Origin of the sequence: Massilia aurea (assembly GCF_024753205.1) — a bacterium.
In the GTDB taxonomy this organism is placed as follows: Bacteria; Pseudomonadota; Gammaproteobacteria; order Burkholderiales; family Burkholderiaceae_D; genus Telluria; species Telluria aurea.
Map to the genome: position 1 here is coordinate 684056 of NZ_JANUGZ010000001.1, position 23717 is coordinate 707772.

The following is a 23717-nucleotide window of genomic DNA, read 5'->3' on the forward strand; positions in this document are numbered from 1 at the left end:
ACCGCGTCACTTCGCCAGCGGCTTGCGCAGCACGAACCGATAGCGTTCGCCATGCGCCAGGAAGGTGACGCGGTCACCCCACCCTGCCGCCTTGACCTCGCGCGCGAAATCGGCGAGCGGCGACTTGAAGACATCGTAGTCGTTGTAGTGGATGGGGATGGCATGGCGCGGCTGCACGATCTGCAGCAGCTGGACGCCGTCCTGTGCGTCCATCGTCACCTTGAACACGCCCAGGATGCGGGTCCCGCCAAGATGCAGCAAGGCCAGGTCGATGCCGGGGAAGCGCTGCGGAATGTCCTTGAGATCGTCATGGATCAAGGTGTCGCCGGTCACGTACATCCGGTAATCCGGTTGCGCGGGGTCGGCGCCGAAGTCATACACCGCCCCCATGACGCTCGGCAGCAGCGCTTGCGCGCCGAGCTTGCCATGCCTGCCCGGCGCTGACGTGATCCGCACGCGCGTGGCGCCTTTCTCGACGTCGAGCCGGTCCCAGTGCGCCAGGCCGATGGTGCGCACGAAGCCCAGGTTCTTGAGCGCCTTTGCCGCGCCCGGCGTCGTCACAATCGGGATATTCTTGTCGAGCTTTTCCTGCACCCGCTTGTCGAAATGGTCTTCGTGCATGTGCGACAGCACCACCAGATCGATGGGCGGCAAATCCTCGAGCGCGATCGCGGGGTTGGTCAGGCGCTTGGACGTCAGGCCGTAGCCAAGGTGGACGTGCTCGCCCTTGTGCAGGAAATTCGGATCGGTCAGGATCGTCAGGCCACGGTAGCGGATCAGCACCGTCGCCGTGCCGATGAACTGGACGCCGTCCTCCTCGGCGACCGGCGCAGTGGAGGTGGCCGGCAGCGTCAGCGAAAAGCCCGCTCCGGTGGCCGGCAACGCCGCCGGCTGCTGCCCCCCGGCATGGGCGGCGGCGACTGGCGCCATTGCCGGCGCCACGGCCAGCGCCACCATCGTCAACAGGCTACCCACGCGCTTCGTCCAGTGCTTCATCATTGCCTTCCTTTACAGGCTACGTTGCTGATTGAGCTACAGGGTGCGCCTGAGCGTCGTCACTTGCATCTCGTCGGTCGGCGTCATCATGTCCACCACGCGGCAGTCGCCGCACATCTTGAGGCGATCCAGATTGCCCGTGAAGGCAGGATGCGCCGCGAGCCGGCCCAGCATGTTCTCGACCATGTGCAGCGTGCCGAAGGCCTTGCTGCAGCGGATGCAGTGAAACGGCTGCGACTCGTTGATGACCACTGCCTGAATGCGCTCGGGCGCGAACGACATGCGCGGCGCCAGCGTGATTGCATTTTCGGGACAGGTATTGGCGCACAGCCCGCACTGGACACAGTTCTTCTCGATGAAGCGCAGTTGCGGCGTGCCCTGCCCGTCCTGCAACGCTGCGGACGGACACACGCCCACACACGACATGCACAGGCTGCACGCCTTGCGGTCGAGCGCCAGCGCGCCGAACGGCGCGCCTGCCGGCAGACCGATATGCTGCGGCTGCAGCGGCGCGTGCCGGTGCAGGTGGTCGAGCGCGTAATCGAGCGTGGTGCGCTTTTCTGGCGACAGGTGGAACAGGGCCGGCGCGCTTGGGGCATCGCCGCGCGGCGCATGCCGCAGCGCCAGCGCAAGCTCCTGCGCCGTGTCGCCGTTTGCGGCGTCGACCCGGATCAGCTGGAAATGCGGCCCGGCGTAACCGAGGCCATCCAGTACGGTCTGGGCGATCTGCATCTGGTGGCTCAAGGCCTCGACGTACTGCGGCGCCTCGTCGCCCGTACAGAGGATCGAGATGCCGGCCGCGCCATAGGCCAGCGCGGCCAGCCAGACGTCGATGCCGGTCGAGGCCACGTGGTGCAGCGGATACGTGAGCACCCGGCCCGGGATTGCATCGCCCAGCCCATCGAGCGCGGCCTGGCCCGATGCATCGTGCAGCAGCAGGACGGGCTGCGCGCCGCCGGCATCGGTGTACCCGCGCAGCAGCGCCTGGATCCGCTTGCCGGTCACCGGCACCGGCGGATACGCGTAACGCATCGCGCCCGTCGGGCACACGGTCCCGCAGGCGCCGCACCCGGCGCACAGGTAGGGATTGACCCGGACCTTGTCGCCAGCACTGACGATGGCGCGCGCCGAGCAGATGTCGATGCAGGCGCTGCAGGCCTTGATGCCGTTGCGCCCGTGCGCGCAGATGCGCTCCTTGTAGCTGAAGTAGGTCGGTTTCTCGAAGTCGCCCACCATCTCGAGCAGTGTCTCGACGGCAGCCAGGCGCGCCGAACCATCCGGCCCCGGCGCCTGGTAGCCATGCGGACGCTGGTGGCTGTCGATCAGGCGCACCGGGCACAGGTCGAGCACGAGATCGAACCTGCCCTCGCCCACCGGCTGGCCCGGCGCCTGCCAGCGCGCCTCGAACGCGCCCAGCCAGCCGGCCAGCGCCACCGTGCGCGCGGCGTGCACCGGAAAAAGACGCGCCACGCCATCGGGTTCGTCGAGCAGCAGGACGGTGACCGGCAGCGCCATTGCCAGGCGTTCGGCCAGTGGCAATGCATCGCGGGCGGCGCCGACCACGAGGGTGCGGCCCGTCGAGCGGTACTCGACCGTGGCGACCGGTTCGACATCGGGAAATGCGTGCAGTACCTGCAGCGCGGCGCGGCGCGCCAGCGCGTCATGCTGTTGCTGGACAGGGGCGACGGGCATACCGTCGCTGAGTCGAATCGTCATATAGTTCCTTGTGGTGATGCAGGTGCACCTTGCGGCATGTCGGCATGCTGTATGGGCATGGGCACGGGCGCGGGCGCGGCATCGGCTTCCGCAGCCTGGTGCATGCCGGCGCCCATCGTTGCAGGAGATGGCGCAGGCACCTCGTCGTGCACGGCAAGCGTGTCGTCTGGCGGTGTATCGGGGCCTGCAGCCTCATCCGGCTCATCGTTCTTCCCGAACAGGCGGTCGAGCACATTGGGAGCATGCTTGAGCGAAGCAAGCATCGCGTCGGTGAGCGGCGAAGCCTTGGTGTAGTCGCTGATATAGATATCCAGGCCGTCCATGACGGCGAAGTTCGGGTCGGCGAACAGTTTTTTGAGTGCCAGGCGCCGCACGGCTGGGTCGACGCCGCCGGCGACAAACGCGGCGTAATCCGACTCGGGCGTCAGAAGTGCCACGTCTTCCAGCGTCGGCGCCGGCCGTTCGGTCGCCCCGGCCGGCGCCGCAGAGGGGGGCTGAACCGGCTGCAACGCAGGCGAAACAGCAGCGACCTGGGCCTGCGGCGCATCGACAGGCGCCGGCTCGGGCTGCGCTTTCAGGCGCGCCCAGCGGCGCAAAAAGCCTTCTTCGGGCATCGGGGTATCGCTCATCCGTGCTGCCGGCCCTTGCGCGGGCGCGGCGTGAAGTTGTCACGCAGGTAGCTGGCCACCCACTGATAGATCTCGGCCGGCATGGTCACGCCGTCGGCGTCCTCGCCCGAATCGAACATGCGCGTGCCTTCGACATAGCTGACAGAGGCGCGCGCCGGCATGGCGCGCCCGTCCACCATGCGCCACAGCACGAACACCTTCGAGTCGGGTGCCATGATGTTTTCGTAATAGCCTTCGTTTTCGTCGGTGTAGAGTTCGAGTTCGATCCCCGACACCAGGTAATAGTCGCGCTGGGCACTTTCGCTGAGCATCTGCAACGCGGCCAGGCCGCCGCGGTCGGGCACCACGCCGACGGCGCTCCAGCTGTCCATCGCGCCCCATTTGTGCATCACAGCGCGGCGTTGCATGATGAATGCAACGGGCATGCTTCCCATTTTCATGACGGGGTCCAGGCTTTCATTGTTTGTGGGCGTCGTTCGGTACGCCGGGCCGGTTGACGGTGGGCGCGGCGCCACGCGGCAGGCTCGGCGTCGGTGCGCGCTTGACGTCCTCGCTTGGTCGCGCCGTGCCCAGTTTTTCGCTCTTGATCGGCACCGTCGCCGCGCGCAGGGCGTACACGCTGCGTGGCGCTGCGCCGGTGGCCGGCGCCGCTGCCGCCGTACCGGGCGCAGCATTGGCCGGCGCTGGCGCCGGGATGCCGGCCCCGGGTGGCGTGACATCCGACGCTGCCCTTGCCGGCACGGGCGCGGCGCTGGCCAGCGCCGTGGGCGGCACGATCCGGAACCCTTCGCTTGCGGCGCGCTCGCGCCAGTGCTTGCTGACCCTGTCCATCGATGCCGCGAGCCGTTCTTTCTCTTCGGCCGCCTTGGCGTCGGCCTCGGCTTTCTTGGCCGCAGCCGCTTGCGCCTGCTTTGGCGATGGCGGTGGCAGTGCGGCCAGTGCGGTGCCGGCCAGCCCCATGCCGGCCACAAATTTGAGCTTCAGGATCAGCTTCAGGATGGCTTGGTTCGTCATTTCCCCTCCGTCTGGCGCGTTGCCGGCCCCTGCGGCGCCGCATTGCTGGCAGCAGGCGCCGGCTGGTTTGCCGCAGGCGCGGTGGCGCCACCGGTATCGCCCGACTGCAGATTCGCGCCTGCCCGGCCGGCACTGGTGGGCTGGGTCGTGCCGCTCGATGGTCCCTGGCCCGACTCCTGCGTCGTGCCGCCCGTTTCTGCGCCGCTGGTATTGCCGCCCGATCCGCCGGCGATGCCTGGCGTGCCGCCGGCGTAGGTCGCGTCGGTTTCAGGCCGCGCCGTGCGCGCCATTACCTGGCCGCTGCTGCCGCCGCCCGCAGTCACCTGGCCCGGGTAGCCGGTCTGGATGACGCCGTCCGAGGCGGCCGGCCGGTCGCGCTGGCAACCGGTGAGCAAGGCGCAGCATGCGGCCACACCAGCAAGTATCAAATTAGACCGTTGGTTCATGGCAGTCCTTAGTGGGCCGGGCCCGGTTGCGGACGGGGTCCGGGACCAGCGCCACGGCCCTCCTGCGCCGGCGCGCCTGCGCCAGGAATCACGTTGCCGTCCTTGTCCAGGCCGGGCGGCACGCCGGTTTTCATTTGCTCGTACCACAGCCGGTGGTGCGCCTTGGCCCAGTTCTCGTCCACGGTGCCGTGGCGCATCCCTTCGTAGGCGCCGGGCGTGCCGACCGTGCCGATGAATGCGTGCCCCATCGTGAACGCCATGTACAGCGCCGCGCCCGTCACATGCAGCACGTTTGCCACCTGCATCACGTAGCGCGTCTGGCCCACGGCAAAATCCAGCACCAGGCCGGAGACCGACACGATCAGCCCCAGCAGCGCCACGCCGCCCCAGAACCAGGCCTTCTCGCCGGCATTGAAGAAACCGGCTGGCACGTGCTCATGGGTAATCAGCCCCCCACCCTTCTTGATCCACAGCCAGTCGGCGCGGTTATAGAAATTGCGCTTCAAGAAGGTAGCAAACATCAGGATCGAGCAAATCACGAACAGCGGGCCGACGAAGTTGTGCAGGTACTTCGAGAGGATCGCGACCCAGGAGAACACGTTGTGGCCCATCCACGGCAGAAAGATGTTCTTGCCATACATGATGATGATGCCCGTGACGCCCAGCGCGACGAAGGCAAACGCGGTGGCCCAGTGCACCTGGCGCTCCCAGCGGTTGAAGCGCTGGAGTTTGCGGCCCGATTCGGGCTGCGGCTCGGCCGGACCGATCGTCTTGTAGAACACGAAGATCGCCAGCGGCACGCCGAGCAGGATGAAGCCCGCGATGGTGGCCAGCGGGCCGTTGCGCAGATGGCGCCAGGTATTGCCGCCGCGCTGGACGATCACATTGCCCTCCTTGGTGCCGTACTGGCCCAGGTAATGGCGGTCCATGTGCACGCGGCCCGAATCGGTCGACAGCAGACCCGGATCGGGCACGCGTGAATCGGCCTCGATCTGCAGCATGGTCTGCTCTTCGGCGTAGGCGGGCGTGGCGCGTTCATTCTTGCCCTGTGCCCAGGCGCCAGGCGCCATCAGTACGCCCAGTACCAGCAGCCCCAGACAGAGCATGGCGCGCAGCGCATTGGAAGTGGCTCGCATGATGTCTCCTCAGGGATTGGCGCGGTTGTACTCGTTCTGCTTGCCGTTGCGGTTCTCGACCGTGGCCCACCATGCCAGCCGGTCATTGTGGAAGCGGCGCTGGAAATGGCGATCGTCCGGCTTGCCGGCGTACTCGCCCGCGATCCAGTGCGGGTGCTGGTCCACTTCGAGGCAGCCGGTCAGGAGCAGAGGCGCGGCAAGCGCGCAGACCTTGAGGATGCGGGTGCAATGTGTCATGTCGGGAACCTCCCCGGATCGTTCTGCGAATCGTTGGCCTTCTGGTTCACGCGTGGCAGATTGCCCTTGTTCGTGATCTGGCCACCGCGCTTGGGCTTGCCATAAGCGATTTTCCAGCCCCACAGTTCGGGACCGTAGCCGCGCGTTTCGACCCGCTGCCGATAGATGTCGGCAATGATGTTGGCTTCGCCACCCAGCAGCGCTTTGGTGCCGCACTGCTCGGCGCAGGCAGGCAGCTTGCCTTCGGCGATGCGGTTGCGGCCATACTTCTTGAATTCGGCTTCGGACGTATCGGGCTCGGGACCACCCGCGCAGAACGTGCACTTGTCCATCTTGCCGCGGTGGTTGAACAGGCCCGTTTCGGGAAACTGCGGCGCGCCGAACGGGCAGGCGTAGTAGCAGTAGCCGCAACCGATGCACTGGTCCTTGCTGTGCAACACGATGCCGTCTTCGGTGTGGTAGATGCAGTTGGTCGGGCACACCGCCAGGCACGGCGCATCGGTGCAGTGCATGCAGGCGACCGACACCGAGCGCTCGCCCGGAATGCCGTCATTGATCGTCACCACGCGGCGCCGGTTGATGCCCCAGGCCAGTTCGTGCTCGTTCTTGCAGGCGGTCACGCAGCCGTTGCAGTCGATGCAACGCTCGGTGTCGCAAATGAATTTCATTCTTGCGCTCATCGTATTTCTCCTGATGGTCGCGTCAGGCCCGTACCACGCGGCACAGCGACACTTTGGTTTCCTGCATCATCGTCACGGCGTCGTAGCCGTACGTCCAGCCGGTATTGATTGCCTCGCCGCGAACGATCGGCGCGCCGCCCTCCGGGTAGTTGTCTTTCAGGTCGTCGCCCATCCACCAGCCGCCGAAGTGGAACGGCGCCCACACCAGGCCCACCGGCACGCGCTCGGTCACCATCGCCATCATCTTCATGCGCGCCCCGGTCGGGGTTTCGAGCCAGACGTACTCGCCGATCTTGGCGCCGATCTGGACGGCGTCGCTCGGGTTGATCTCGACGAACATGTTCTGCTGCAGTTCAGCCAGCCATGGATTCGAGCGCGTTTCCTCGCCCCCGCCCTCGTACTCGACCAGGCGCCCGGACGTCATGATGAGCGGGAAGTCCTTGGAAAAATCGACGGCCTGCACCGATTTGTACAGCGTCGGCAGGCGCCAGTGGTTGGCCTTGTCGTCGTAGGTCGGGTATTGCGCGACCAGGTCGCGCCGCGGCGAGGCCAGCGGTTCGCGGTGAACCGGCACCGGATCGGGGAAGTTCCAGACATTGCAGCGGGCGCGCGCATTGCCGTACGGCGCGCAGCCGTGCGCGATGACGACGCGGATGATGCCGCCGGACAGGTCGGTCTTCCAGTTCTTGCCTTCGGCCATGGCCTGCTCCTGCGGCGTGAGCTCGGCCCACCAGCCCAGCTTCTTCAGGAACACGTGGTCGAATTCAGGATAGCCAACGTCGAGTTCGCTATCCTTGTTGGCCGAACCGTCGGCCGCCAGCAGGCTCTCGCCATTGTGCTCGACACCCCAGTTGGCCCGGAACGGCAGGCCGCCCTCGGCCACGCTCTTGCTCAGGTCATACAGGATCGGCGTCCCAGGATGCTTCATTTCGGGGGTGCCCCAGCACGGCCACGGCAGGCCGTAGTAATCGCCCTTGCACGGTCCCGAATCGGCGCGCAGCGTCGTCGGGTTGAACGTGTGCTTGTTTTCCATGTGCAGCTTGAGCCGCTCGGGCGAACAGCCCGAGTAGCCGATGGTCCAGCACGAGCGGTTGATCTCGCGCAGGATGTCCTCGACCACCGGCTCGTTGTGCACCACCTTGATGGTCTTGCACAGCTGGTCGGCAAAGCCCAGCTTGCGGGCGAACAGGTACATGATTTCGTGGTCGGTCTTGCACTCGAACAGCGGCATGATCACGCGTTCGCGCCACTGGATCGACCTGTTCGACGCCGTGCACGAACCTTGCGTCTCGAACTGCGAGGCCGCCGGCAGCAGGTAGACGCCATCGGTGCGGCCATGCATCGCCGCCGTCATGCTCGGGTACGGGTCGATGACCACCATCATGTCGAGCTTTTGCATCGCCGCCTTCATGTCGGGCAGGCGGGTCTGGCTATTGGGCGCGTGGCCCCAGTAGAACACCGCGCGCAGATTGCTCGGCTGGTCGATGAACTGGTTCTGCTCGTTGACGGCGTCGAACCAGCGCGACACCGTGATGCCGGGCTTTTCCATCAGCTCTTTCGAGCCGAAGCGCGATTTGATCCACTCGTAGTCGACGCCCCAGACCTCGGCGAAGTGCTTCCACGCGCCCTCGGCCAGACCGTAATAGCCAGGCAGCGAATCGCCGTTCGGGCCGACGTCGGTAGCGCCCTGCACATTGTCGTGGCCGCGGTAGATATTGGCGCCGCCACCCGGGACACCGATATTGCCCAGCGCCAGTTGCAGAATCGAGAGTGCCCGCACATTGGCAGTGCCCACGTGGTGCTGGGTAATCCCCATGCACCAGACCACCGATGACGGGCGGTTGAGGGCGAGCATTTCAGCCGTCAGGCGCACCGCCGACTCGGGCACGCCGGTGACGTCCGACACCTTGTCCGGCGTCCATTTGGCCACTTCCTTGCGCACTTCGTCCATGCCGGTCGTGCGCTCGCTGATGTATTTTTTGTCTTCCCAGCCGTTTTCGAAGATGTGCCACAGGATGCCCCAGACCAGCGGGATATCCGTGCCCGGCCGCACCCGTACGTAATGGTGGGCAAAGCGCGCCGTGCGCGTGAAGCGCGGATCGATGACGATCATCTTGGCGCCCAGTTCCTTGGCGTGCAGGAAATGCAGCATCGAGATCGGGTGCGCCTCGGCCGGATTCGAGCCGATGAACAGGACGGCCTTGCTGTGGTGCAGGTCGTTGAACGAGTTGGTCATCGCGCCGTAGCCGAAGGTCTGGGCCACGCCGGCCACCGTCGTCGAGTGGCAGATGCGCGCCTGGTGATCGCAGTTGTTCGAGCCCCAGAAGGCCATGAACTTGCGCAGCAGGTAGGCTTGCTCGTTATTGTGTTTCGAACTGCCGATGAGCATCAGCGCATCGGGCCCGGCTTCCTCGCGCAGTTTAAGGAGCTTGTCGCCGATCTCGTTGATGGCCTGGTCCCACGACATGCGCACATATTTGCCATTGACCAGCTTCATCGGATAGCGCAGGCGATGCTCGCCAAAAGCATGCTCGCGGACCGAGGCGCCCTTGGCGCAGTGGGCGCCCATATTGATCGGCGAATCGAAGGCGGCTTCCTGGCGTACCCAGACGCCATTGGCCACCACGGCGTCGACCGAGCAGCCTACCGAGCAGTGGCTGCACACCGTGCGCTTGACTTCGGTGGGCACGGGCGTATTGGGCAGCGGATCGGCTTGCGCCTGCTCGATGACGCCCAGGGGCAGATGGCGCCCCAGTGCGCCAGCGCCGGCAATGACGCCGGCACCAGCGAGGAAGCGGCGCCGTTTCAGGGCGCTGTCGCGCGTTGACTTGACCAGGGACATGGGGTGTTCCTATTGGATAGTGGGTCGTCGCTACCAGTAGGCAGCCGTCTGATAGTAGCGACGGATGTGCTCCGTCTCGTGGTAGCCGCGCTTTTCCGCAGGGTCGGCCGCAACCGGGGCGACCTCGGGCGCGGCCGCGGTCGCCGCACCAGCCACCACCAGCGCGCCCAGTGGCGCGGCTTTCAGGAAGCTGCGCCGTGCCGGGTCGGGCAGCACGGCAGGCTGTTCTTTATCGTCCATGATTGTTCTGGGCATTGACTTGTTCTCCTACTTCAAAGGCTTGCGCCTCGATGGCCAGGAAGGCAGCGCCAAGGCGCGCTACCAGGCGGTAATAATTGGCGCCTTCGGCGGCGGCGATATCGTCCAGTGCGCGTTCGCACCATGGCGCGATATGGCGCTCGAAAAAGTGTTGTTGCTGCTCGATCGATGCGCGCGCGCTGCCGGGCATGCCCAGGATCAGCACACGCATGGTTTCGCACAGCGCGCCCAGGTGGTCTTCGAACTCGCCGACGCCACGCGCACGGCGCAAGCCCAGACGCGCCAGGTCGGCGCGCAGTTCGGCCAGCGGCGTGTCATTCATGAAGCCGGCGATGTAGCGCGAACCGTATGGATCGACCGGCGGCGTGCCGATGCTGATGAACAGGGTGTCGAACTCCGCGGCGACAGCGCCCGCGTCCATCACGCTCGACGCCAGCGTCAGGTGCTCCCAGCAGCGCTCGAGTGCAGGGTCGCCACCCTGCGCGACGATCGGGGTGCTGCTGGCAAGGGCATCGAGCAGCGCCATGTCGGGCGGTGCGAGCAACAGGCGCGCCAAGAGGGCGTACAGATCGGCCCGGGCCTGGTCATCTGGGCTGGGCGGCGCGTGGAGCGCGTGGCTGGCAGGGAGCTGGATGGCATGCATTGCAGGTCGGTCGCCTGTAATTACGAGTAAGTCGCGATACAAGGTGTAACTGAACGTTACATGAACTTTACTTGTCGGGAAATTATCGGGGCGCACAATTGAGAATATCAACCTCATACCGCGACAAAGGGCAATGCGCAGCACATGGCAGATCCGTAAAAGCCAGCCGCCCCTTCCGTGCGCGAGCCGGGTCGGCTTATACTTTTATAAAATATTCAACACAGGAGGCGCTGCTTGACCATCGATGACCTCACCGTGCACGCCGTGCCCGGCTGCCGGCCGGCGCTGTCCGATGCGCGCGCGGTCCTTACCCGCGACATACTGTCGATCGATGAACGCGGGCGCCACAAGGTGCTGGCGATCCCCGCCGAGCGCCCCCTGTCGGTGTATGTCGACAAGCGCGAACTCGTCACCCTGATGACGCTGGGCAGCGCGCCCGAAATGCTCACGCTCGGCTATCTGCGCAACCAGCGCCTGGTGCGCAAGCTGGACGACATCGTCTCGATCCAAGTCGACTGGTCGGTCGACGCGGTGGCCGTCGTCACCCGCAGCGGCATTGCCGACATCGAACAGCGCACTGCAAAAAAAGTGGTCACGACCGGTTGCGGCCAGGGCTCGGTGTTCGGCGGCCTGATGGATGAAGTCGACAGCATCGTGCTGCCGCCCGATGCCCGCCTGACCCAGTCGAGCGTATACCGCATCGTCGAGACCATCCGCACCCAGCAGTCGGTCTACAAACAGGCCGGCTCGGTGCACGGCTGCGCGCTGTTTACACGCGATGGCGAGTTGCTGTACTTCGTCGAGGATGTGGGCCGCCACAATGCGGTGGACGCGATCGCCGGCTTGATGTGGCTGGACGGCGTGGATGGCGCCGACAAGATTTTTTATACCACTGGCCGCCTGACGTCCGAAATGGTGATCAAGGGCGCCCAGATGGGCATCCCGTTCCTGCTGTCGCGTTCGGGCACCACGCAGATGGGCCAGATGGTGGCCGGGCGGGTCGGCATGAGCCTGCTGACACGCTGCAGCGGCCGTCACTTCCTGCTGGTGGCGGGCCACGAGCGGCTGGTGTTCGAGCCGCACCTGCTGGATACGCCACAGGTGCGGCCGTCCGGCGAGCCTGTCACCTGAATGGGCCTGCTCGAGGCGACGAGCGGCGCCTTCGCGTTGCTGCTGCGCGGCGATGCGGCGCTGTGGCATATCGTGTGGGTCTCGGTCAAGACCACGTTGTCGGGCCTGATCCTGGCCACGCCCCCGGCCGTCGTGCTCGGTTACCTGATCGCGATGCACCGGTTTCCGGGGCGGCGCATTGCCGTCTGGCTGGCGCAGGCCGCGTTGTCGCTGCCCACCGTACTTATAGGCCTGCTGCTCTACCTGATGCTGTCGCGGCGCGGCCCGCTGGGCGATCTGGGATGGCTGTTCTCGCAGCCGGGCATCATCGCCGGCCAGTGCCTGATCGGCCTGCCGGTGCTGCTGGCATTTACGCTGGCGGCCGTGCAGGCGCTCGATCCGCGCTACGCCGAAACTGCGCTGGCCCACGGCGCCTCGCGCCTGCGCGTGATGTTTTCGGTCCTGCATGAAGCCCGTTATGGCGTGATGGCGGCCGTGATCAGCGGCTTCGGGCGCGTGATCTCGGAAGTGGGCTGCGCGCTGATGGTAGGCGGCAATATCGAAGGCCATACCCGCACCATCACGACCGCCATCGCCCTCGAGACCAGCAAGGGGGATTTTGCCCAGGGCATCGCGCTGGGCATCGTGCTGGTGACGCTGGCGCTGGGGATGAACGGCGTGCTCGTGCTGTTGCAGGGCGACGCGCACAATCCGGGAGCGCGCCTGTGACGCCGCTCCTGTCCGTGCACGCGCTGCACAAGCGCCATGGCGAGCGCTTGCTGTTCGATATCGGGCGCCTCGACATCGCGGCCGGCGCTGCCTACGTGCTGACCGGCGCCAACGGATCGGGCAAGAGCACGCTGCTGCGCATGCTGGGTGGCCTGGAACGCAGCGCTGCCTGCAGCGTCGAGTTCGATGGCCTGCATCTGCCGCTCTACCCTTACCCGCGGCAATTGCGGCATGCGATCGTCTACGTGCACCAGCATCCGATCATGTTTTCCACCAGCGTGGCCCACAATATCGGCTATGGCCTGCTGGCGCGCGGCGGCGACCGGCGTCTGCTGCATGATTTGGTCGACGAAGCGATGGACTGGGCCGGCGTGACCCACCTGCGCGACAACGATCCGGCGCGCCTGTCGGGCGGTGAAAAGCAGCGTGTGGCGCTGGCGCGCGCCCGTGTGCTGCAGCCACGCCTGCTGCTGCTCGACGAGCCGACCGCGAACCTCGATGGCGCGGCGCGCGAACAGGTCATTGCCCTGATCCCGACCCTGATCGACCTGGGCGCCAGCGTGATCGTGGCCTGCCATGACCGCGACCTGATCAACCTGCCCGGCGTGCAGCGCCTGAAGCTGCGCGACGGGCGCCTCGAAGCAAGATAATCCCAACCACCACCTGGAGAACCTCATGAAACGCCGCATCGTGCTCGCCCTCGTGCTCATCCCTACCCTCGCCAGCTCCGCTGCCATGGCGCAGGACGTGATTCGCCTGTCGACCACCACCAGCACCGAAAACTCGGGCCTGCTCAAGCAGGTGCTGCCCGCCTTCGAGGCCGCCACCGGCGCCCGCGTGCAGGTCATCGCGGTCGGTACCGGCAAGGCCCTCGAGCTGGCCAAGAATGGCGACGTTGACGTGGCACTGGTCCATGCCCGCACGCTGGAAGACAAGTTTGTCGCCGAAGGCTGGGGCGTGGACCGGCGCGACGTCATGTACAACGACTTCATCGTGGTGGGACCGGAGGCCGATCCGGCGCGCATCAAGGGCTCGAAAGACGTGATCGACGCCTTCAGGCGCATCACGGCCGCCAACGTGCGCTTCATCTCGCGGGGCGACAACTCGGGAACCGACGTGATGGAAAAAGCCTACTGGCAGCAGGCGGGGGCCAAACCGCAGGGAAGCAACTACGTGTCGGCCGGGCTGGGCATGGGCGAAGTGCTCAATATGGCCGCCGAGATGCGGGCCTATACGCTGACCGACCGCGCCACCTACGGCGCGTACAAGGCCAGGACGGGCCTGGCGATCGTGGTCGAAGGCGACAAGCGGATGTACAACCCGTACGGGATCATCGCGGTCAACCCTGCGAAGCACCCGGGCGTGAACTACAAGGGCGCGCAGCAGCTGATCGAATGGATCACGTCGCCACAAGGGCAGCGCCAGATCACGGGGTTCAAGCCAGCGGGCGAGCAGTTGTTCTTTCCGCCAGCGCGCTGACAGCGGTGTCGCCAGTACCGCATGAAAGCGCTTGAGCTCCCATGCGGCAAACGAGCCCTACCGCTATTAGAAGGTGCTGCTGGCCGCGCCGTGGGCCGGATCGACGTCGATCCCGCCGTGGTGTTCCAGGATGGCGGCAGCCCGTTCGAGCTGGAAGGCTTCTGCCACGGTCACCGTCATCATGCACAGATCGCCTCGAACCGCGGGCTTGAAGACGTCCTCGTAGTCGGTGCCGCCTTTGACAGCGGGCGAGTCGCCCACATAGAAATTGCTTTCTGCAGGACCGGCTTCGTCGGTGGTGACATTGACATTGATGCCGTCGCCGTCGAAACCCTCGGCCAGCAAGCCATTGCGGGCTGCCTCGGCCGCTTCGAAGTTGGGCAGCATGCGAACGATATGGTGATTCATGTTATCTCCTTGTTTCATTGGCAACCACCGTACCAGAATCTCGTGGCACGCGGCGCAGGCCACTGACAGTTCGTGACACGCTTGTCGCCAAGCTGAATCCAAGTCAATTGCCACGCGGCAAACGAACGCCGGGAACGCGAAACCGTGGTGTATGCTGAATGCAATGCACGCAGATACCTGCGCGGCTTTACCAGACCGACGGCGTCGCAGGCGCTCCCGCATCGGTGAAGCTCGAGAACGGCGTACTGCTACTGACCCTGCAAAAAGCAGGCTGACAAAGCACGTCGTCTGACCATTTACTGCGCAACGGGTATTGCCCGAATCGCGTGATGGTTCGCCGGAACGCACTGCAACGCATGACTGCGAAGCGGTGCGTTTTTTTATGCGTGCAAGTGACGCTGCAAAGCGACGCTGCAAAGCACGATGAATCGTCAGTAACAGACCGGTGCTGGATCAGACATGCCGTGGCACCGCCCGGCTGGCAACAAGGTCCAGCGCAACACAGTACAACTAACCGAGAGGAGTCGACATGAACGAATCGAACGATCAGGGAAACAACGCAGGTAAATGGATTGGCGCCGCAGTGGCTGGCGCCCTGCTGATGTATGCATTCGACCCGGACCGCGGCCCGAAACGCCGTGCACGCGCCAAGGGCGCACTGCGCGACGCGCGTCACCGCGGCGCTGACAAACTCGAACACGCGCTGCACACTGCCGGCGAGCGCTTCGATTCGGCGCGCGAACGTGCCGAATCGGTCTACCTGCGCGCCGGCGCGCGCCTGGCTGGCGCCGCCCACGCTGCCGGTGACCGCCTGGCCGAGGCTTCGCACGAAACGCGCGACCGCCTCGAACGCACGCGCGGCCGCCTGGCCGAAGCCTCGTACGATGCGCGCGACCGCGCCTCGCACGCTGCGGCGCAGGCTGCCGATTATGCCCGTGACCGTGTTTCGCACGCCGCCGACACCGCGCGTGACCGCGTGTCGCACGCCGCCGACTCGGCCCGCAGCACCGCCGCCCGCGCGGCTGACGATGCACGCGACTACGCCGACGATGTCCGCTCACGTGCGCACCACGTCGCCAACGATGCCCGTGACCGCGCCAGCTACGCTGCCGACAAGGCGCGCAGCAGCGCCAGTGACGTTGCCGACAAGGCCCGCAACAGCGCCGATGACGCCGCCGACCGCGCACGCGAACGCGCCGACATCGCCCGTGAAAACCTGGCGCAGGCCGCGCACAGCGCCGGCAACGGCGCCCGTGCCCGCGCCAGCGAGGTGGGCAACCAGGTACGCGAATGGACCGATCACCTGACGCAGGCCTTCGGCTCGCGCGGCCCCACGCTGACCAACTCGGCGCTGCTGGGCACCAGCGCGCTGAGCATCGTCGGCCTGGCGCGCCGTTCGCCGGCTGTTGCCCTGCTGGGCCTGGGCGCGCTCGCAGTGCTGCTGCGCAGCGACCGTGGCCGCAATCTGGTCGACTCGCTGCGTCACCGCGGCGACGCTAGCCGGGTCGAGGTCGAGAACAGCGTCTTCATCGACGCCTCGCCACGCGAAGTGTTCGATGCGTGGGCCGACGTGGAAAACTTCCCGCGCTTCATGTCGCACGTGACCGAAGTGCGTGACCTCGGCCACCGCCGTTCGCACTGGGTCGTGCGCGGCCCGGCCGGCATGGAATACGCATGGAATGCAGTCATGACCGAGCAGTCGCGTCCGGATCGCCTGTCGTGGCGCAGCGAGCCGGGCTCGGAAATCGAACAGGACGGCAGCGTCACGTTCGAGTCCGTCAATGGCGGCACGCGCGCAACGGTGCGCATCAGCTACGCGCCACCAGCGGGCGTGCTGGGCCACGGCGTGGCACGTATGCTGGGCGTCGATCCGCAGCGTCAGATGGATGACGACCTGGCAGAGATGAAAGCGTTCATCGAACGCGGTGGTGCGCGTGGTGCAGGCCGCCGCTAATCCGCCACTTTGCCGCCGCGCCGAACGTTAAACGGCGCGGCGGTGCAGGACCATGAATGGCCCCCATGCGGGGCCATTCGTTCGTCCGGCATCGCTCAATCCGGAATGATGGCCGTGACCTCGATCTCCACCCGCGCGCGGTCTTCCATCAGGCCCGCCACCTGCACGGCCGTCATGGCCGGATAATGGCGCCCGATGACGTCGCGATAGGCTGCGCCCAGCGCCGGCCCGGCATCGAGATATTCGCGCTTGTCGAGTACATACCAGGTCATGCGCACGATGTGCTCGGGGCCGGCGCCCGCTTCGCGCAGCACAGCCACGATATTGGCCAGCGCCTGGCGTGACTGCCCGACGAAATCGTCCGTCTCGAACCGGCCTGCCGGCGTCCAGCCAACCATCCCGCTGACATGCACTTGCCGGCCGCGCGCAACAACACCATTGGCGTACCCTTTGGGGCGCGGCCAGCCAGGCGGTTGCAAGAATTCCATCAAATCTCCAGGCATGTGGCCTCAGTGTTGCGGCGCGAGCAGTTCGCGCGCGATGATCAGGAGCTGCACTTCGCTGGCTCCCTCGTAGATGCGCAAGGCGCGGATCTCGCGGTACAGGCCTTCGACGACCTGGCCCCGTTGCACGCCCTGCCCGCCAAACAGCTGCACCGCGCCGTCGATCACGCGCTGCGCCGATTCGGTTGCGGCCAGCTTGGCCATCGCCGCTTCTTTTGTGACGCGCTTGCCGCTGTCGCGCAGCCACGCCGCGCGGTAGGTCAGCAGCGCGGCGGCGTCGATCTCCAGCGCCATCTGCGCCAGCCGGGCCTGCGTCAGCTGGAAGTCGGCCATCAGCTTGCCGAACATCGGGCGCGCCTGCGCATGCGCCAGTGCTTCAGCCATGGCGCGCCGCGCAAAACCCAGCGCCGCTGCCGCTACCGATGTGCGAAACACGTCAAGCGTGGCCATCGCCACCTTGAAGCCATCGCCTTCAGGGCCGACCAGGCACGCGGCTGGCACGCGGCAGCCGTTGAAACGCAGGCGCGCCAGCGGATGCGGCGCGATCACGTCGATGCGCTCGGCGACTTCCAGGCCAGGCGTGGCCGCTTCGACGATGAAGGCCGAGATACCCCGCGCGCTGCGCTCGACCGCTTCGCCCGTGCGCGCGAACACGATGTAGAAGTCGGCGATGCCACCATTCGAGATCCAGGTTTTTTCACCATTGAGCACCCAGGCATCGCCGTCGCGGCGCGCGGCGCATTGCAAGGCGGCGACGTCGGAGCCAGCCGCGGGTTCGGACAGCGCAAAGGCGGCAATCGCGCTGCCGTCGGCCACGCACGGCAGCCAGGTGCTGCGCTGCGCTGCGCTGCCGAACAGCGAGATCGCACCGCTGCCCAGACCCTGCATCGCAAACGCGAAGTCGGCCAGGCCGGCATGGCGCGCCAGCGTTTCGCGGATCAGGCAAATGGCGCGGGTGTCGATGGTGGCATGTGCGCCGCCATGCTCGACGCCGGCCACGGCGTGGCGCAGACAGCCGCCCTGCCCCAGCCTCGAGACCAGCGCGCGGCAGACCGCGTCGACATCGGCCCCGTGCGCGTCGGCCAGGTTCGCCGCGGCCCAGGCGTCGAGTTCACGCGCCAGCACGCCGTGGTGCGCATCGAAGAACGGCCAGTCGAGAACATCGGGTTCCATCAATTGCCTTCGAACTGCGGCCGCTGTTTGCCCACGAATGCCTGGTAGGCGCGCTGGAAATCCTGCGTCATCATGCAGATGGCCTGCGCCTGCGCCTCGGCCTCGATGGCTTCGTCCACGCCCATATTCCATTCCTGCTGCAGCATCTTCTTGGTCATGCCGTGCGCGAACGTCGGGCCGGCCGCCAGCTGCGCGGCAAACGCCTGCGCCTCGGCGAGTACGTCGCCCGGCGCGCACAAGCGATTGAAGAAGCCCCAGCGCTCGCCCTCTTTGCCATCCATCGAGCGACCGGTGTAGAGCAGTTCGGCCGCGCGCCCCTGGCCGATCACGCGCGGCAGCAAGGCGCAGGCGCCCATGTCGCAGCCGGCCAGGCCCACGCGGGTGAACAGGAAGGCGGTGCGGCTGCGCGCCGTGGCGTAGCGGATGTCCGAGGCCAGCGCCAGGATCGCACCGGCGCCGGCGCACACACCATCCACTGCCGCGACGATCGGCTGCGGACAGGCGCGCATCGCTTTCACGAGGTCGCCCGTCATGCGGGTGAAGGCCAGCAGGCCCGGCGTATCCAGTTGCGTCAGCGGTCCGATGATCTCGTGCACGTCGCCGCCTGAACAGAAATTCTCGCCCGCGCCGGTGAGCACGACCGCCTTGACGTCGTCGGCATATGCCAGCGCGCGAAACAGGTCACGCAGCTCGGCGTAGGCGGCGAACGTGAGCGGATTCTTGCGCTCGGGCCGGTCGAGCGTCAGGGTTGCTACCCGCGTCGCCGGGTCAAACGCCAAGCCGACTTGCTGCGCCACGTAGCCGGTCAGGCCCGTTCGATTGCCCGCTAGATCATGCATGCCTGCTCCTGATGACGCGTTGAAAAATGGACGAACCGGTCACGTAGCGGGCCGCCCGCGCGCCAGATTGCGCTCGAGTTGCTGCTTGCCGGGCGCGTACTGGCGTGGCCACGCGGCGCCAGTGTAGCCGATGCGCGCCGCCTCGTTCAGCGTCCACGCGGGATTGGCCAGGTGCGGGCGCCCCACCGCGCACAGGTCGGCGCGGCCGGCGGCGATGATGCTGTTGACGTGATCGGCTTCGCTGATGCCACCGACGGCGATCGTCGGAATGCCGGCCTCGTTGCGGATGCGGTCCGAAAACGGCGTCTGGTACCTGCGGCCGTACACCGGTTGCTCGGCCTTGCTCACCTGCCCGGATGAACAGTCGATCATGTCGGCGCCGGCGGCGCGCAACAGCCGCGCGATCTCCACGGCGTCCATCGGGGTGATGCCACCATCGACCCAGTCGTGGCTCGAGATGCGCACGCTGATCGGCAGGTGCGCTGGCCAGGCCGCGCGCACGGCGGCAAACACGCGCAGCGGAAAGCGGCAGCGGTTTTCGAGACTGCCGCCATATTCATCGTCGCGCCGGTTGGTCAGCGGCGAAATAAAACTCGAGAGCAGATAACCATGCGCGCAATGCAGTTCGAGCCAGTCGAAGCCCGCCTCGCCCGCGGCCAGCGTGGCGCGCACAAAATCGGCTTCGATCTGCGCCATGTCGGCCTCACTCGCCTGGCGCGCCACCTGCGACACGCCGGCCAGGTATTGCTGGGGCGACGCCGCCAAAAGCGGCCAGTTGCCGTGCGCGAGCGGCTGGTCGATGCCTTCCCACATCGGCCGGGTCGAGCCCTTGGCGCCCGCGTGCCCCAGCTGGATGCCGATTTTCGCGTCGCTCGCCGCATGCACGAAGTCGACGATGCGGGCCCAGGCCTGCGTGTGTTCGGGCAGGTACAGTCCCGGGCAGCGCGGCGTGATGCGCGCGTCGGCCGACACGCAGGTCATCTCGGCGATCACCAGGCCGGCCCCGCCCAGCGCGCGTGCGCCGAGGTGGGCCAGGTGAAAGTCGCCCGCCACGCCGTCGACGCACGCGTACTGCGCCATCGGCGAGACGACCACGCGGTTCTTGAGCAGCACGTCGCGCACCCGCAATGGCGTAAACATCGGCGGCGTGGACGTCGTTGGCGCGGCCACGCCGGCCTGCGCTGCCGCCTGCACGGCAAAGCGGCGCTCGAAGCCTTCTATATAGGCGGGGTCGCGCAGGCGCAGGTTTTCGTGCGACAGGCGCTGGCTGCGCGTGAGCAGCGAGTAGGCGAACGCATCGGGCGGCATGGGAGCGTAGCGGGCCACATTCTCGAACCACTCGGTCGAATTGCGCGCCGCGCTTTGCAGCTTGCTCACTTCGGTCACGCGCGCGGCCTGGTAGCGCGCCAGCGCGGCCTCGATGCCGCCATTCGGCTCGGCCGGCAGTTCGGCAGCCAGCGCGATGGCGTCTTCCAGCGCCAGCTTGGTGCCCGAGCCGATGGAGAAATGCGCCGTGTGCGCGGCGTCGCCCAGCAGCACCAGCGGCACGCGCCGGCCGTCGACGTCGAGCGCGCCCCCCCACTCGCGGCAGGTCAAACGCGCAAAGCGGTGCCACATGGCGGCGCCGCCACGGCTGGCCTGGGTCAAGAGCGGCGCGCCGCCAAGAAGACTGGCGAACAGGCGCTCGCAAAACGCCAGCGTGCTTGCGGCGTCCATGTCGGCCAGGCCACTGGCGTGCCAGGTCGACTCCAGCGTCTCGACGATGAAGGTCGCGTTCTGCTCATCGTATTGGTAAGCGTGGGCCTGGAACCAGCCATGCTCGGTCGGCTCGAACGCGAACGTGAACGCGGACAAGCGGCGCCGGGTGCCAAGCCAGACGTAGCGGCAGCGCCCCTCCTGCAGGTCGGGTTGGAACACGGCGGCATGGCGCGTGCGGATCGCGCTGTGCACGCCGTCGGCGGCGACCAACAGGTCGGCGCCATGGCGGCGCGCCAGCGCCACCTCGTCCGTCACGTCGGTGTCGAACACGAGCGCCACGCCGGCTTCTTCGCAGCGCGCCTGCAGGATGCCGAGCAGGCGCTTGCGCGCGATGCCGCAAAAACCATGACCATGCGAGATGATGGTGGCGCCGCCGATCTGCACGTCGATCGCATCCCAGCGGTTGAACGCGTGTTCGATGGCGCGCGCGCTGGGCGCATCGGCCAGCGCCAGATTGCCCAGGGTCTGGTCCGAAAAGACGACGCCCCAGCCGAACGTGTCGCCGGCCTGGTGGCGCTCGACGACCGTGACGGTGCGGCGCGGATCGCGCAGTTTCATGAGCAGGCCGGCGTACAGACCGGCCGGCCCGCCACCGACGCAGACGATGTTCATGGTCTCTCCTGATACTGGCATGGGCCTATCTTACCTGCGCCGATGCTTGACATGTCAACAAGGCGTCGCGCACACGCGACTCATTCCCTGTGGATAAGCCAATTTTTAGTACAATCAGGAAACGTTACACTTGTATTCCCGCCTTCTGTCGCGGGTCCGATCGATCAACCGTCCGCCACACATGTTCTACATCGCCCGCCAGATTGCGCCTTCGATCGTCACCACCACGCCGCAACCGGCGCCGCGGCGATGAACAAGTCACCCGGCCGTTTTCGCCTGAACAGCCTGCGCAGCAGGCTGATGCTGCTGGTGCTGCTGGCCATCACACCGATCGCCATCGTCACCGTGCTGGGAGGCCTGCGCGAGCGCGAAGCCGCGATCCGCGCGACGGAAGACAACCTCAAACGCTTGACGGCGCTGGCCGCCGCCAATGAAGCGCAGTCGATCGACCGCGCGCGCCAGATCCTGGTCGACCTGGCCAGCGTGCCGGACCTGATGGGCGACACGGCTGGCTGCAATGCGCTGCTGGCCAATGTCCTCGACCGCAACGAGCTGTATGTCAATTTTGGCCTCATCCAGCTCAATGGCGACGTCAGTTGCAGCGCGGTGCCGATGGTGCATCCGGTGAACCTGGGCGACCGCAGCCACTTCAAGCGCGCCGTCGCCGAACGCCGCTTCATCGCCGGCGACTATGTGTTCGGGCGCGTGATCCGCCGCCACACGATCAACCTGACCTATCCCGTTACCGACCGCGATGGCAAGGTGGTGGCGGTCGTGTTTGCCGCGATGGACCTGGCGGGCCTGGACACCTTCGTCAACGACATCAGCCTGCCGGCCGGTTCGATCCTCGAGACGGCCGATGCCACGGGCAAGCTGATTTCGCGCCGCCCCGATCCCGAGCGCTGGTTCGGCAAGCGTGTGCCCGCCCCGCTGTTTGCGGCGATGCGCGGCCCGCACGACAGCGCCCGTGTGATCCAGGGCGAGGATGGCGTCGAGCGCCTGCACGCGTTTGCGCGCGTCGGGCCGCCGACGCTGTCCGACTATACGGTCACGATCGGCGTGCCGACCGAAACCATCACGCGCGTGGCGCGCGAAGCGCAGCTGATGTCGCTGCTCGGCCTGGGCCTGACGACCATCCTGGCCCTGCTGGCAGCTTGGCTGGCGGGCGACAAGCTGATTGTCCGGCGCGTGCGCAAGCTGATGACGGTGGCGCGCCGGATCGCCGCCGGCGAACTCGATGCCCGCACCGGCATCGGGTCGAACAGCGAGGAAATCGGCCGGCTGGCCGCGGCCTTGGACGAGATGGCCGAGCACCTGCAGCAGAAAGAAGCCCAGCGCAGCCTGGCCGAGCGCGAACTGCGCGCAGCCGACCAGCGCAAGGACGAATTCCTGGCGATGCTGGCGCACGAACTGCGCAACCCGCTCGCGCCGATCAGCACCGGCGCCCATCTGCTCAAGCTGCTCCATTCGGACAATGCGCAGATCACGCAGACCTGCGCCATCATTGCGCGCCAGGTCGAGCACATGACGAGCCTCGTCGACGACCTGCTGGACGTCTCGCGCGTGACGCGCGGGCTGGTCACGCTGTCGACCCAGATCCTCGACCTGCGCAAGGTGGTCGACGATGCGGCCGAGCAGATTCGCCCGCTGATGCTCGCCCGCCGCCACAAGGTGGTGCTGGACATGCCGCCGGAACCGGCCAGCGTCAAGGGCGACCACAAGCGCCTGGTGCAGGTCGTCGCCAACCTGCTGGGCAACGCAACCAAGTACACGCCCGAGGGCGGCCACATCACGCTGCACCTGGCGCAGCAGGCCGACGCGTGGGTCATCGACGTAACCGACGATGGCATCGGGATGGATGCGCGCCTCGTCGAGCGCGTCTTCGATCTGTTCACCCAGGCCGAGCGTACGCCGGACCGCTCGCAGGGCGGCCTGGGCCTGGGCCTGGCGCTGGCCCGCAGCCTGGTCGAGCTGCATGGCGGCAGCGTCGGCGCGATGAGCCCCGGCCCGGGCCTGGGCAGCACGTTTACCGTGCGCCTGCCGTGCTTTGCGCAGGAGGCCCCAACCGCGCCGGTGGCGTCGCCGCTGGCCGGCAGCGCCAGCGCCGTCGGCCCCCTGCGTATCCTCGTGGTGGATGACAATCTCGATGCCGCCCACACGCTGAGTCTGTTCTTGCGTGCGAGCGGCCACACGGTGGAAGTGGTGTATTGCGCGCTGGACGCAATCGATGTCGCTGCCGTGTTCAAGCCGCAGGTCTGCCTGCTCGACATCGGGCTGCCCGACATCGACGGCAACGAGCTGGCGCGGCGCCTGCGCGCATTGCCCGACATGGAGAACGCGACGCTCATCGCGGCGACCGGCTATGGCCGCCAGCAAGACCGCGAACAGGCGCGCCAGGCGGGGTTCGACCACTATCTGGTCAAGCCACTCAACACGCTGCAACTGGGCGATCTCCTGGCGCAGGCAGGCGCCTGCTGAAGCCGGTACCGTAACTGAACCGCCCTTTCGGGCGGGGTCGTTTCATCGGCACAACAGAGCCGAAAATATTGCGTGAC

23 protein-coding genes are annotated in these 23717 nt (G+C 66.8%); 6 read left to right on the top strand and 17 right to left on the bottom strand.

The features are described 5' to 3' along the window. Window positions 1–6: 6 nt before the first annotated feature. From NX775_RS02795 to NX775_RS02850, 12 genes are read right to left on the bottom strand one after another with little or no spacing between them, the layout of a single operon-like run. Window positions 7–999, bottom strand: coding sequence for an MBL fold metallo-hydrolase (locus NX775_RS02795; RefSeq protein WP_258834608.1), 993 nt, complete (start codon window positions 997–999; stop codon window positions 7–9). A 33-nt stretch (window positions 1000–1032) separates the two neighbouring features. Then, on the bottom strand, window positions 1033–2712 hold the full coding sequence (locus NX775_RS02800; RefSeq protein WP_258834609.1) for a 4Fe-4S binding protein: 1680 nt from the start codon (window positions 2710–2712) through the stop codon (window positions 1033–1035). Then, window positions 2709–3341 (bottom strand): DUF3306 domain-containing protein, encoded by a 633-nt coding sequence (locus NX775_RS02805; protein WP_258834610.1) that lies wholly within the window; start codon window positions 3339–3341, stop codon window positions 2709–2711. The genes NX775_RS02800 and NX775_RS02805 overlap by 4 nt, the downstream gene beginning before the upstream one ends. Further along, a complete protein-coding gene (locus NX775_RS02810; RefSeq protein WP_258834611.1) occupies window positions 3338–3781 on the bottom strand; it encodes a DUF3305 domain-containing protein in 444 nt (147 codons plus the stop codon). The genes NX775_RS02805 and NX775_RS02810 overlap by 4 nt, the downstream gene beginning before the upstream one ends. Window positions 3782–3797: 16 nt before the next feature. Then, the gene (locus tag NX775_RS02815; RefSeq protein WP_258834612.1) at window positions 3798–4355 is read right to left on the bottom strand and encodes a hypothetical protein; all 558 of its coding nucleotides are present in this window, start codon (window positions 4353–4355) and stop codon (window positions 3798–3800) included. Beyond that, window positions 4352–4801, bottom strand: coding sequence for a hypothetical protein (locus NX775_RS02820; RefSeq protein ID WP_258834613.1), 450 nt, complete (start codon window positions 4799–4801; stop codon window positions 4352–4354). The genes NX775_RS02815 and NX775_RS02820 overlap by 4 nt, the downstream gene beginning before the upstream one ends. Before the next feature lie 8 nt (window positions 4802–4809). Next, window positions 4810–5937, bottom strand: a complete 1128-nt coding sequence (locus tag NX775_RS02825; protein ID WP_258834614.1) for a formate dehydrogenase subunit gamma — start codon at window positions 5935–5937, stop codon at window positions 4810–4812. Between the two features lie 9 nt (window positions 5938–5946). Next, window positions 5947–6174: a hypothetical protein gene (locus NX775_RS02830; RefSeq protein WP_258834615.1), complete on the bottom strand. Its 228-nt coding sequence runs from the start codon at window positions 6172–6174 to the stop codon at window positions 5947–5949. After that, entirely contained in the window at window positions 6171–6842 is a 672-nt protein-coding gene (gene fdh3B / locus NX775_RS02835) for a formate dehydrogenase FDH3 subunit beta (protein WP_258834616.1), read from the bottom strand. The genes NX775_RS02830 and fdh3B overlap by 4 nt, the downstream gene beginning before the upstream one ends. A 34-nt stretch (window positions 6843–6876) precedes the next feature. Beyond that, window positions 6877–9696 (bottom strand): formate dehydrogenase subunit alpha, encoded by a 2820-nt coding sequence (locus NX775_RS02840; RefSeq protein ID WP_258834617.1) that lies wholly within the window; start codon window positions 9694–9696, stop codon window positions 6877–6879. 30 nt (window positions 9697–9726) lie between these two features. Beyond that, a complete protein-coding gene (locus NX775_RS02845) occupies window positions 9727–9936 on the bottom strand; it encodes a formate dehydrogenase (RefSeq protein ID WP_258834618.1) in 210 nt (69 codons plus the stop codon). After that, complete coding sequence (locus NX775_RS02850; protein WP_258834619.1) at window positions 9926–10597, bottom strand: TorD/DmsD family molecular chaperone; 672 nt, start codon at window positions 10595–10597, stop codon at window positions 9926–9928. Before NX775_RS02850 ends, NX775_RS02845 begins: the two co-directional genes overlap by 11 nt. A gap of 234 nt (window positions 10598–10831) precedes the next feature. Between NX775_RS02850 and NX775_RS02855 the strand changes: the two genes are divergently transcribed. Genes NX775_RS02855 through NX775_RS02870 form a run of 4 tightly spaced genes read left to right on the top strand, consistent with a single transcriptional unit; the run spans window position 10832 to window position 13915 of the window. After that, window positions 10832–11728, top strand: a complete 897-nt coding sequence (locus NX775_RS02855) for a formate dehydrogenase accessory sulfurtransferase FdhD (protein ID WP_307732043.1) — start codon at window positions 10832–10834, stop codon at window positions 11726–11728. Then, window positions 11729–12436: an ABC transporter permease gene (locus tag NX775_RS02860; RefSeq protein ID WP_258834620.1), complete on the top strand. Its 708-nt coding sequence runs from the start codon at window positions 11729–11731 to the stop codon at window positions 12434–12436. Next, window positions 12433–13086: an energy-coupling factor ABC transporter ATP-binding protein gene (locus NX775_RS02865; RefSeq protein ID WP_258834621.1), complete on the top strand. Its 654-nt coding sequence runs from the start codon at window positions 12433–12435 to the stop codon at window positions 13084–13086. The genes NX775_RS02860 and NX775_RS02865 overlap by 4 nt, the downstream gene beginning before the upstream one ends. Window positions 13087–13111: 25 nt before the next feature. Beyond that, on the top strand, window positions 13112–13915 hold the full coding sequence (locus NX775_RS02870) for an ABC transporter substrate-binding protein (RefSeq protein WP_258834622.1): 804 nt from the start codon (window positions 13112–13114) through the stop codon (window positions 13913–13915). Window positions 13916–13981: 66 nt separating this feature from the next. Here the strand turns inward: NX775_RS02870 and NX775_RS02875 are convergent, their stop codons facing one another. Next, a complete protein-coding gene (locus tag NX775_RS02875; protein WP_258834623.1) occupies window positions 13982–14323 on the bottom strand; it encodes a hypothetical protein in 342 nt (113 codons plus the stop codon). A 529-nt stretch (window positions 14324–14852) separates the two neighbouring features. On the opposite strand from NX775_RS02875, the gene NX775_RS02880 reads away from it, so the two are divergent. Continuing rightward, a complete protein-coding gene (locus NX775_RS02880; protein WP_258834624.1) occupies window positions 14853–16277 on the top strand; it encodes an SRPBCC family protein in 1425 nt (474 codons plus the stop codon). A 95-nt stretch (window positions 16278–16372) separates the two neighbouring features. Here the strand turns inward: NX775_RS02880 and NX775_RS02885 are convergent, their stop codons facing one another. Genes NX775_RS02885 through NX775_RS02900 form a run of 4 tightly spaced genes read right to left on the bottom strand, consistent with a single transcriptional unit; the run spans window position 16373 to window position 21162 of the window. Beyond that, window positions 16373–16765, bottom strand: a complete 393-nt coding sequence (locus NX775_RS02885; protein ID WP_258834625.1) for a RidA family protein — start codon at window positions 16763–16765, stop codon at window positions 16373–16375. Between the two features lie 21 nt (window positions 16766–16786). Next, window positions 16787–17953 (bottom strand): acyl-CoA dehydrogenase family protein, encoded by a 1167-nt coding sequence (locus NX775_RS02890; RefSeq protein ID WP_258834626.1) that lies wholly within the window; start codon window positions 17951–17953, stop codon window positions 16787–16789. Next, window positions 17953–18792: an enoyl-CoA hydratase family protein gene (locus NX775_RS02895; protein ID WP_258834627.1), complete on the bottom strand. Its 840-nt coding sequence runs from the start codon at window positions 18790–18792 to the stop codon at window positions 17953–17955. The genes NX775_RS02890 and NX775_RS02895 overlap by 1 nt, the downstream gene beginning before the upstream one ends. 39 nt (window positions 18793–18831) lie before the next feature. After that, window positions 18832–21162, bottom strand: coding sequence for a bifunctional salicylyl-CoA 5-hydroxylase/oxidoreductase (locus tag NX775_RS02900; protein ID WP_258834628.1), 2331 nt, complete (start codon window positions 21160–21162; stop codon window positions 18832–18834). Between the two features lie 249 nt (window positions 21163–21411). Here NX775_RS02900 and NX775_RS02905 point away from each other — a divergent pair, with 249 nt between their 5' ends. Further along, window positions 21412–23640, top strand: coding sequence for a hybrid sensor histidine kinase/response regulator (locus NX775_RS02905; protein WP_258834629.1), 2229 nt, complete (start codon window positions 21412–21414; stop codon window positions 23638–23640). The last annotated feature ends 77 nt before the right edge of the window (window positions 23641–23717 follow it).

What these genes read in the sequence shown, in the direction of transcription:
- NX775_RS02795 (WP_258834608.1), bottom strand. Translation starts at nt 999, where the DNA reads ATGATGAAGCACTGGACGAAGCGCGTGGGTAGCCTGTTGACGATGGTG.
- NX775_RS02800 (WP_258834609.1), bottom strand. Translation starts at nt 2,712, where the DNA reads ATGACGATTCGACTCAGCGACGGTATGCCCGTCGCCCCTGTCCAGCAA.
- NX775_RS02805 (WP_258834610.1), bottom strand. Translation starts at nt 3,341, where the DNA reads ATGAGCGATACCCCGATGCCCGAAGAAGGCTTTTTGCGCCGCTGGGCG.
- NX775_RS02810 (WP_258834611.1), bottom strand. Translation starts at nt 3,781, where the DNA reads ATGAAAATGGGAAGCATGCCCGTTGCATTCATCATGCAACGCCGCGCT.
- NX775_RS02815 (WP_258834612.1), bottom strand. Translation starts at nt 4,355, where the DNA reads ATGACGAACCAAGCCATCCTGAAGCTGATCCTGAAGCTCAAATTTGTG.
- NX775_RS02820 (WP_258834613.1), bottom strand. Translation starts at nt 4,801, where the DNA reads ATGAACCAACGGTCTAATTTGATACTTGCTGGTGTGGCCGCATGCTGC.
- NX775_RS02825 (WP_258834614.1), bottom strand. Translation starts at nt 5,937, where the DNA reads ATGCGAGCCACTTCCAATGCGCTGCGCGCCATGCTCTGTCTGGGGCTG.
- NX775_RS02830 (WP_258834615.1), bottom strand. Translation starts at nt 6,174, where the DNA reads ATGACACATTGCACCCGCATCCTCAAGGTCTGCGCGCTTGCCGCGCCT.
- fdh3B (WP_258834616.1), bottom strand. Translation starts at nt 6,842, where the DNA reads ATGAAATTCATTTGCGACACCGAGCGTTGCATCGACTGCAACGGCTGC.
- NX775_RS02840 (WP_258834617.1), bottom strand. Translation starts at nt 9,696, where the DNA reads ATGTCCCTGGTCAAGTCAACGCGCGACAGCGCCCTGAAACGGCGCCGC.
- NX775_RS02845 (WP_258834618.1), bottom strand. Translation starts at nt 9,936, where the DNA reads ATGGACGATAAAGAACAGCCTGCCGTGCTGCCCGACCCGGCACGGCGC.
- NX775_RS02850 (WP_258834619.1), bottom strand. Translation starts at nt 10,597, where the DNA reads ATGCATGCCATCCAGCTCCCTGCCAGCCACGCGCTCCACGCGCCGCCC.
- NX775_RS02860 (WP_258834620.1), top strand. Translation starts at nt 11,729, where the DNA reads ATGGGCCTGCTCGAGGCGACGAGCGGCGCCTTCGCGTTGCTGCTGCGC.
- NX775_RS02870 (WP_258834622.1), top strand. Translation starts at nt 13,112, where the DNA reads ATGAAACGCCGCATCGTGCTCGCCCTCGTGCTCATCCCTACCCTCGCC.
- NX775_RS02875 (WP_258834623.1), bottom strand. Translation starts at nt 14,323, where the DNA reads ATGAATCACCATATCGTTCGCATGCTGCCCAACTTCGAAGCGGCCGAG.
- NX775_RS02880 (WP_258834624.1), top strand. Translation starts at nt 14,853, where the DNA reads ATGAACGAATCGAACGATCAGGGAAACAACGCAGGTAAATGGATTGGC.
- NX775_RS02885 (WP_258834625.1), bottom strand. Translation starts at nt 16,765, where the DNA reads ATGGAATTCTTGCAACCGCCTGGCTGGCCGCGCCCCAAAGGGTACGCC.
- NX775_RS02890 (WP_258834626.1), bottom strand. Translation starts at nt 17,953, where the DNA reads ATGGAACCCGATGTTCTCGACTGGCCGTTCTTCGATGCGCACCACGGC.
- NX775_RS02895 (WP_258834627.1), bottom strand. Translation starts at nt 18,792, where the DNA reads ATGCATGATCTAGCGGGCAATCGAACGGGCCTGACCGGCTACGTGGCG.
- NX775_RS02900 (WP_258834628.1), bottom strand. Translation starts at nt 21,162, where the DNA reads ATGAACATCGTCTGCGTCGGTGGCGGGCCGGCCGGTCTGTACGCCGGC.
- NX775_RS02905 (WP_258834629.1), top strand. Translation starts at nt 21,412, where the DNA reads ATGAACAAGTCACCCGGCCGTTTTCGCCTGAACAGCCTGCGCAGCAGG.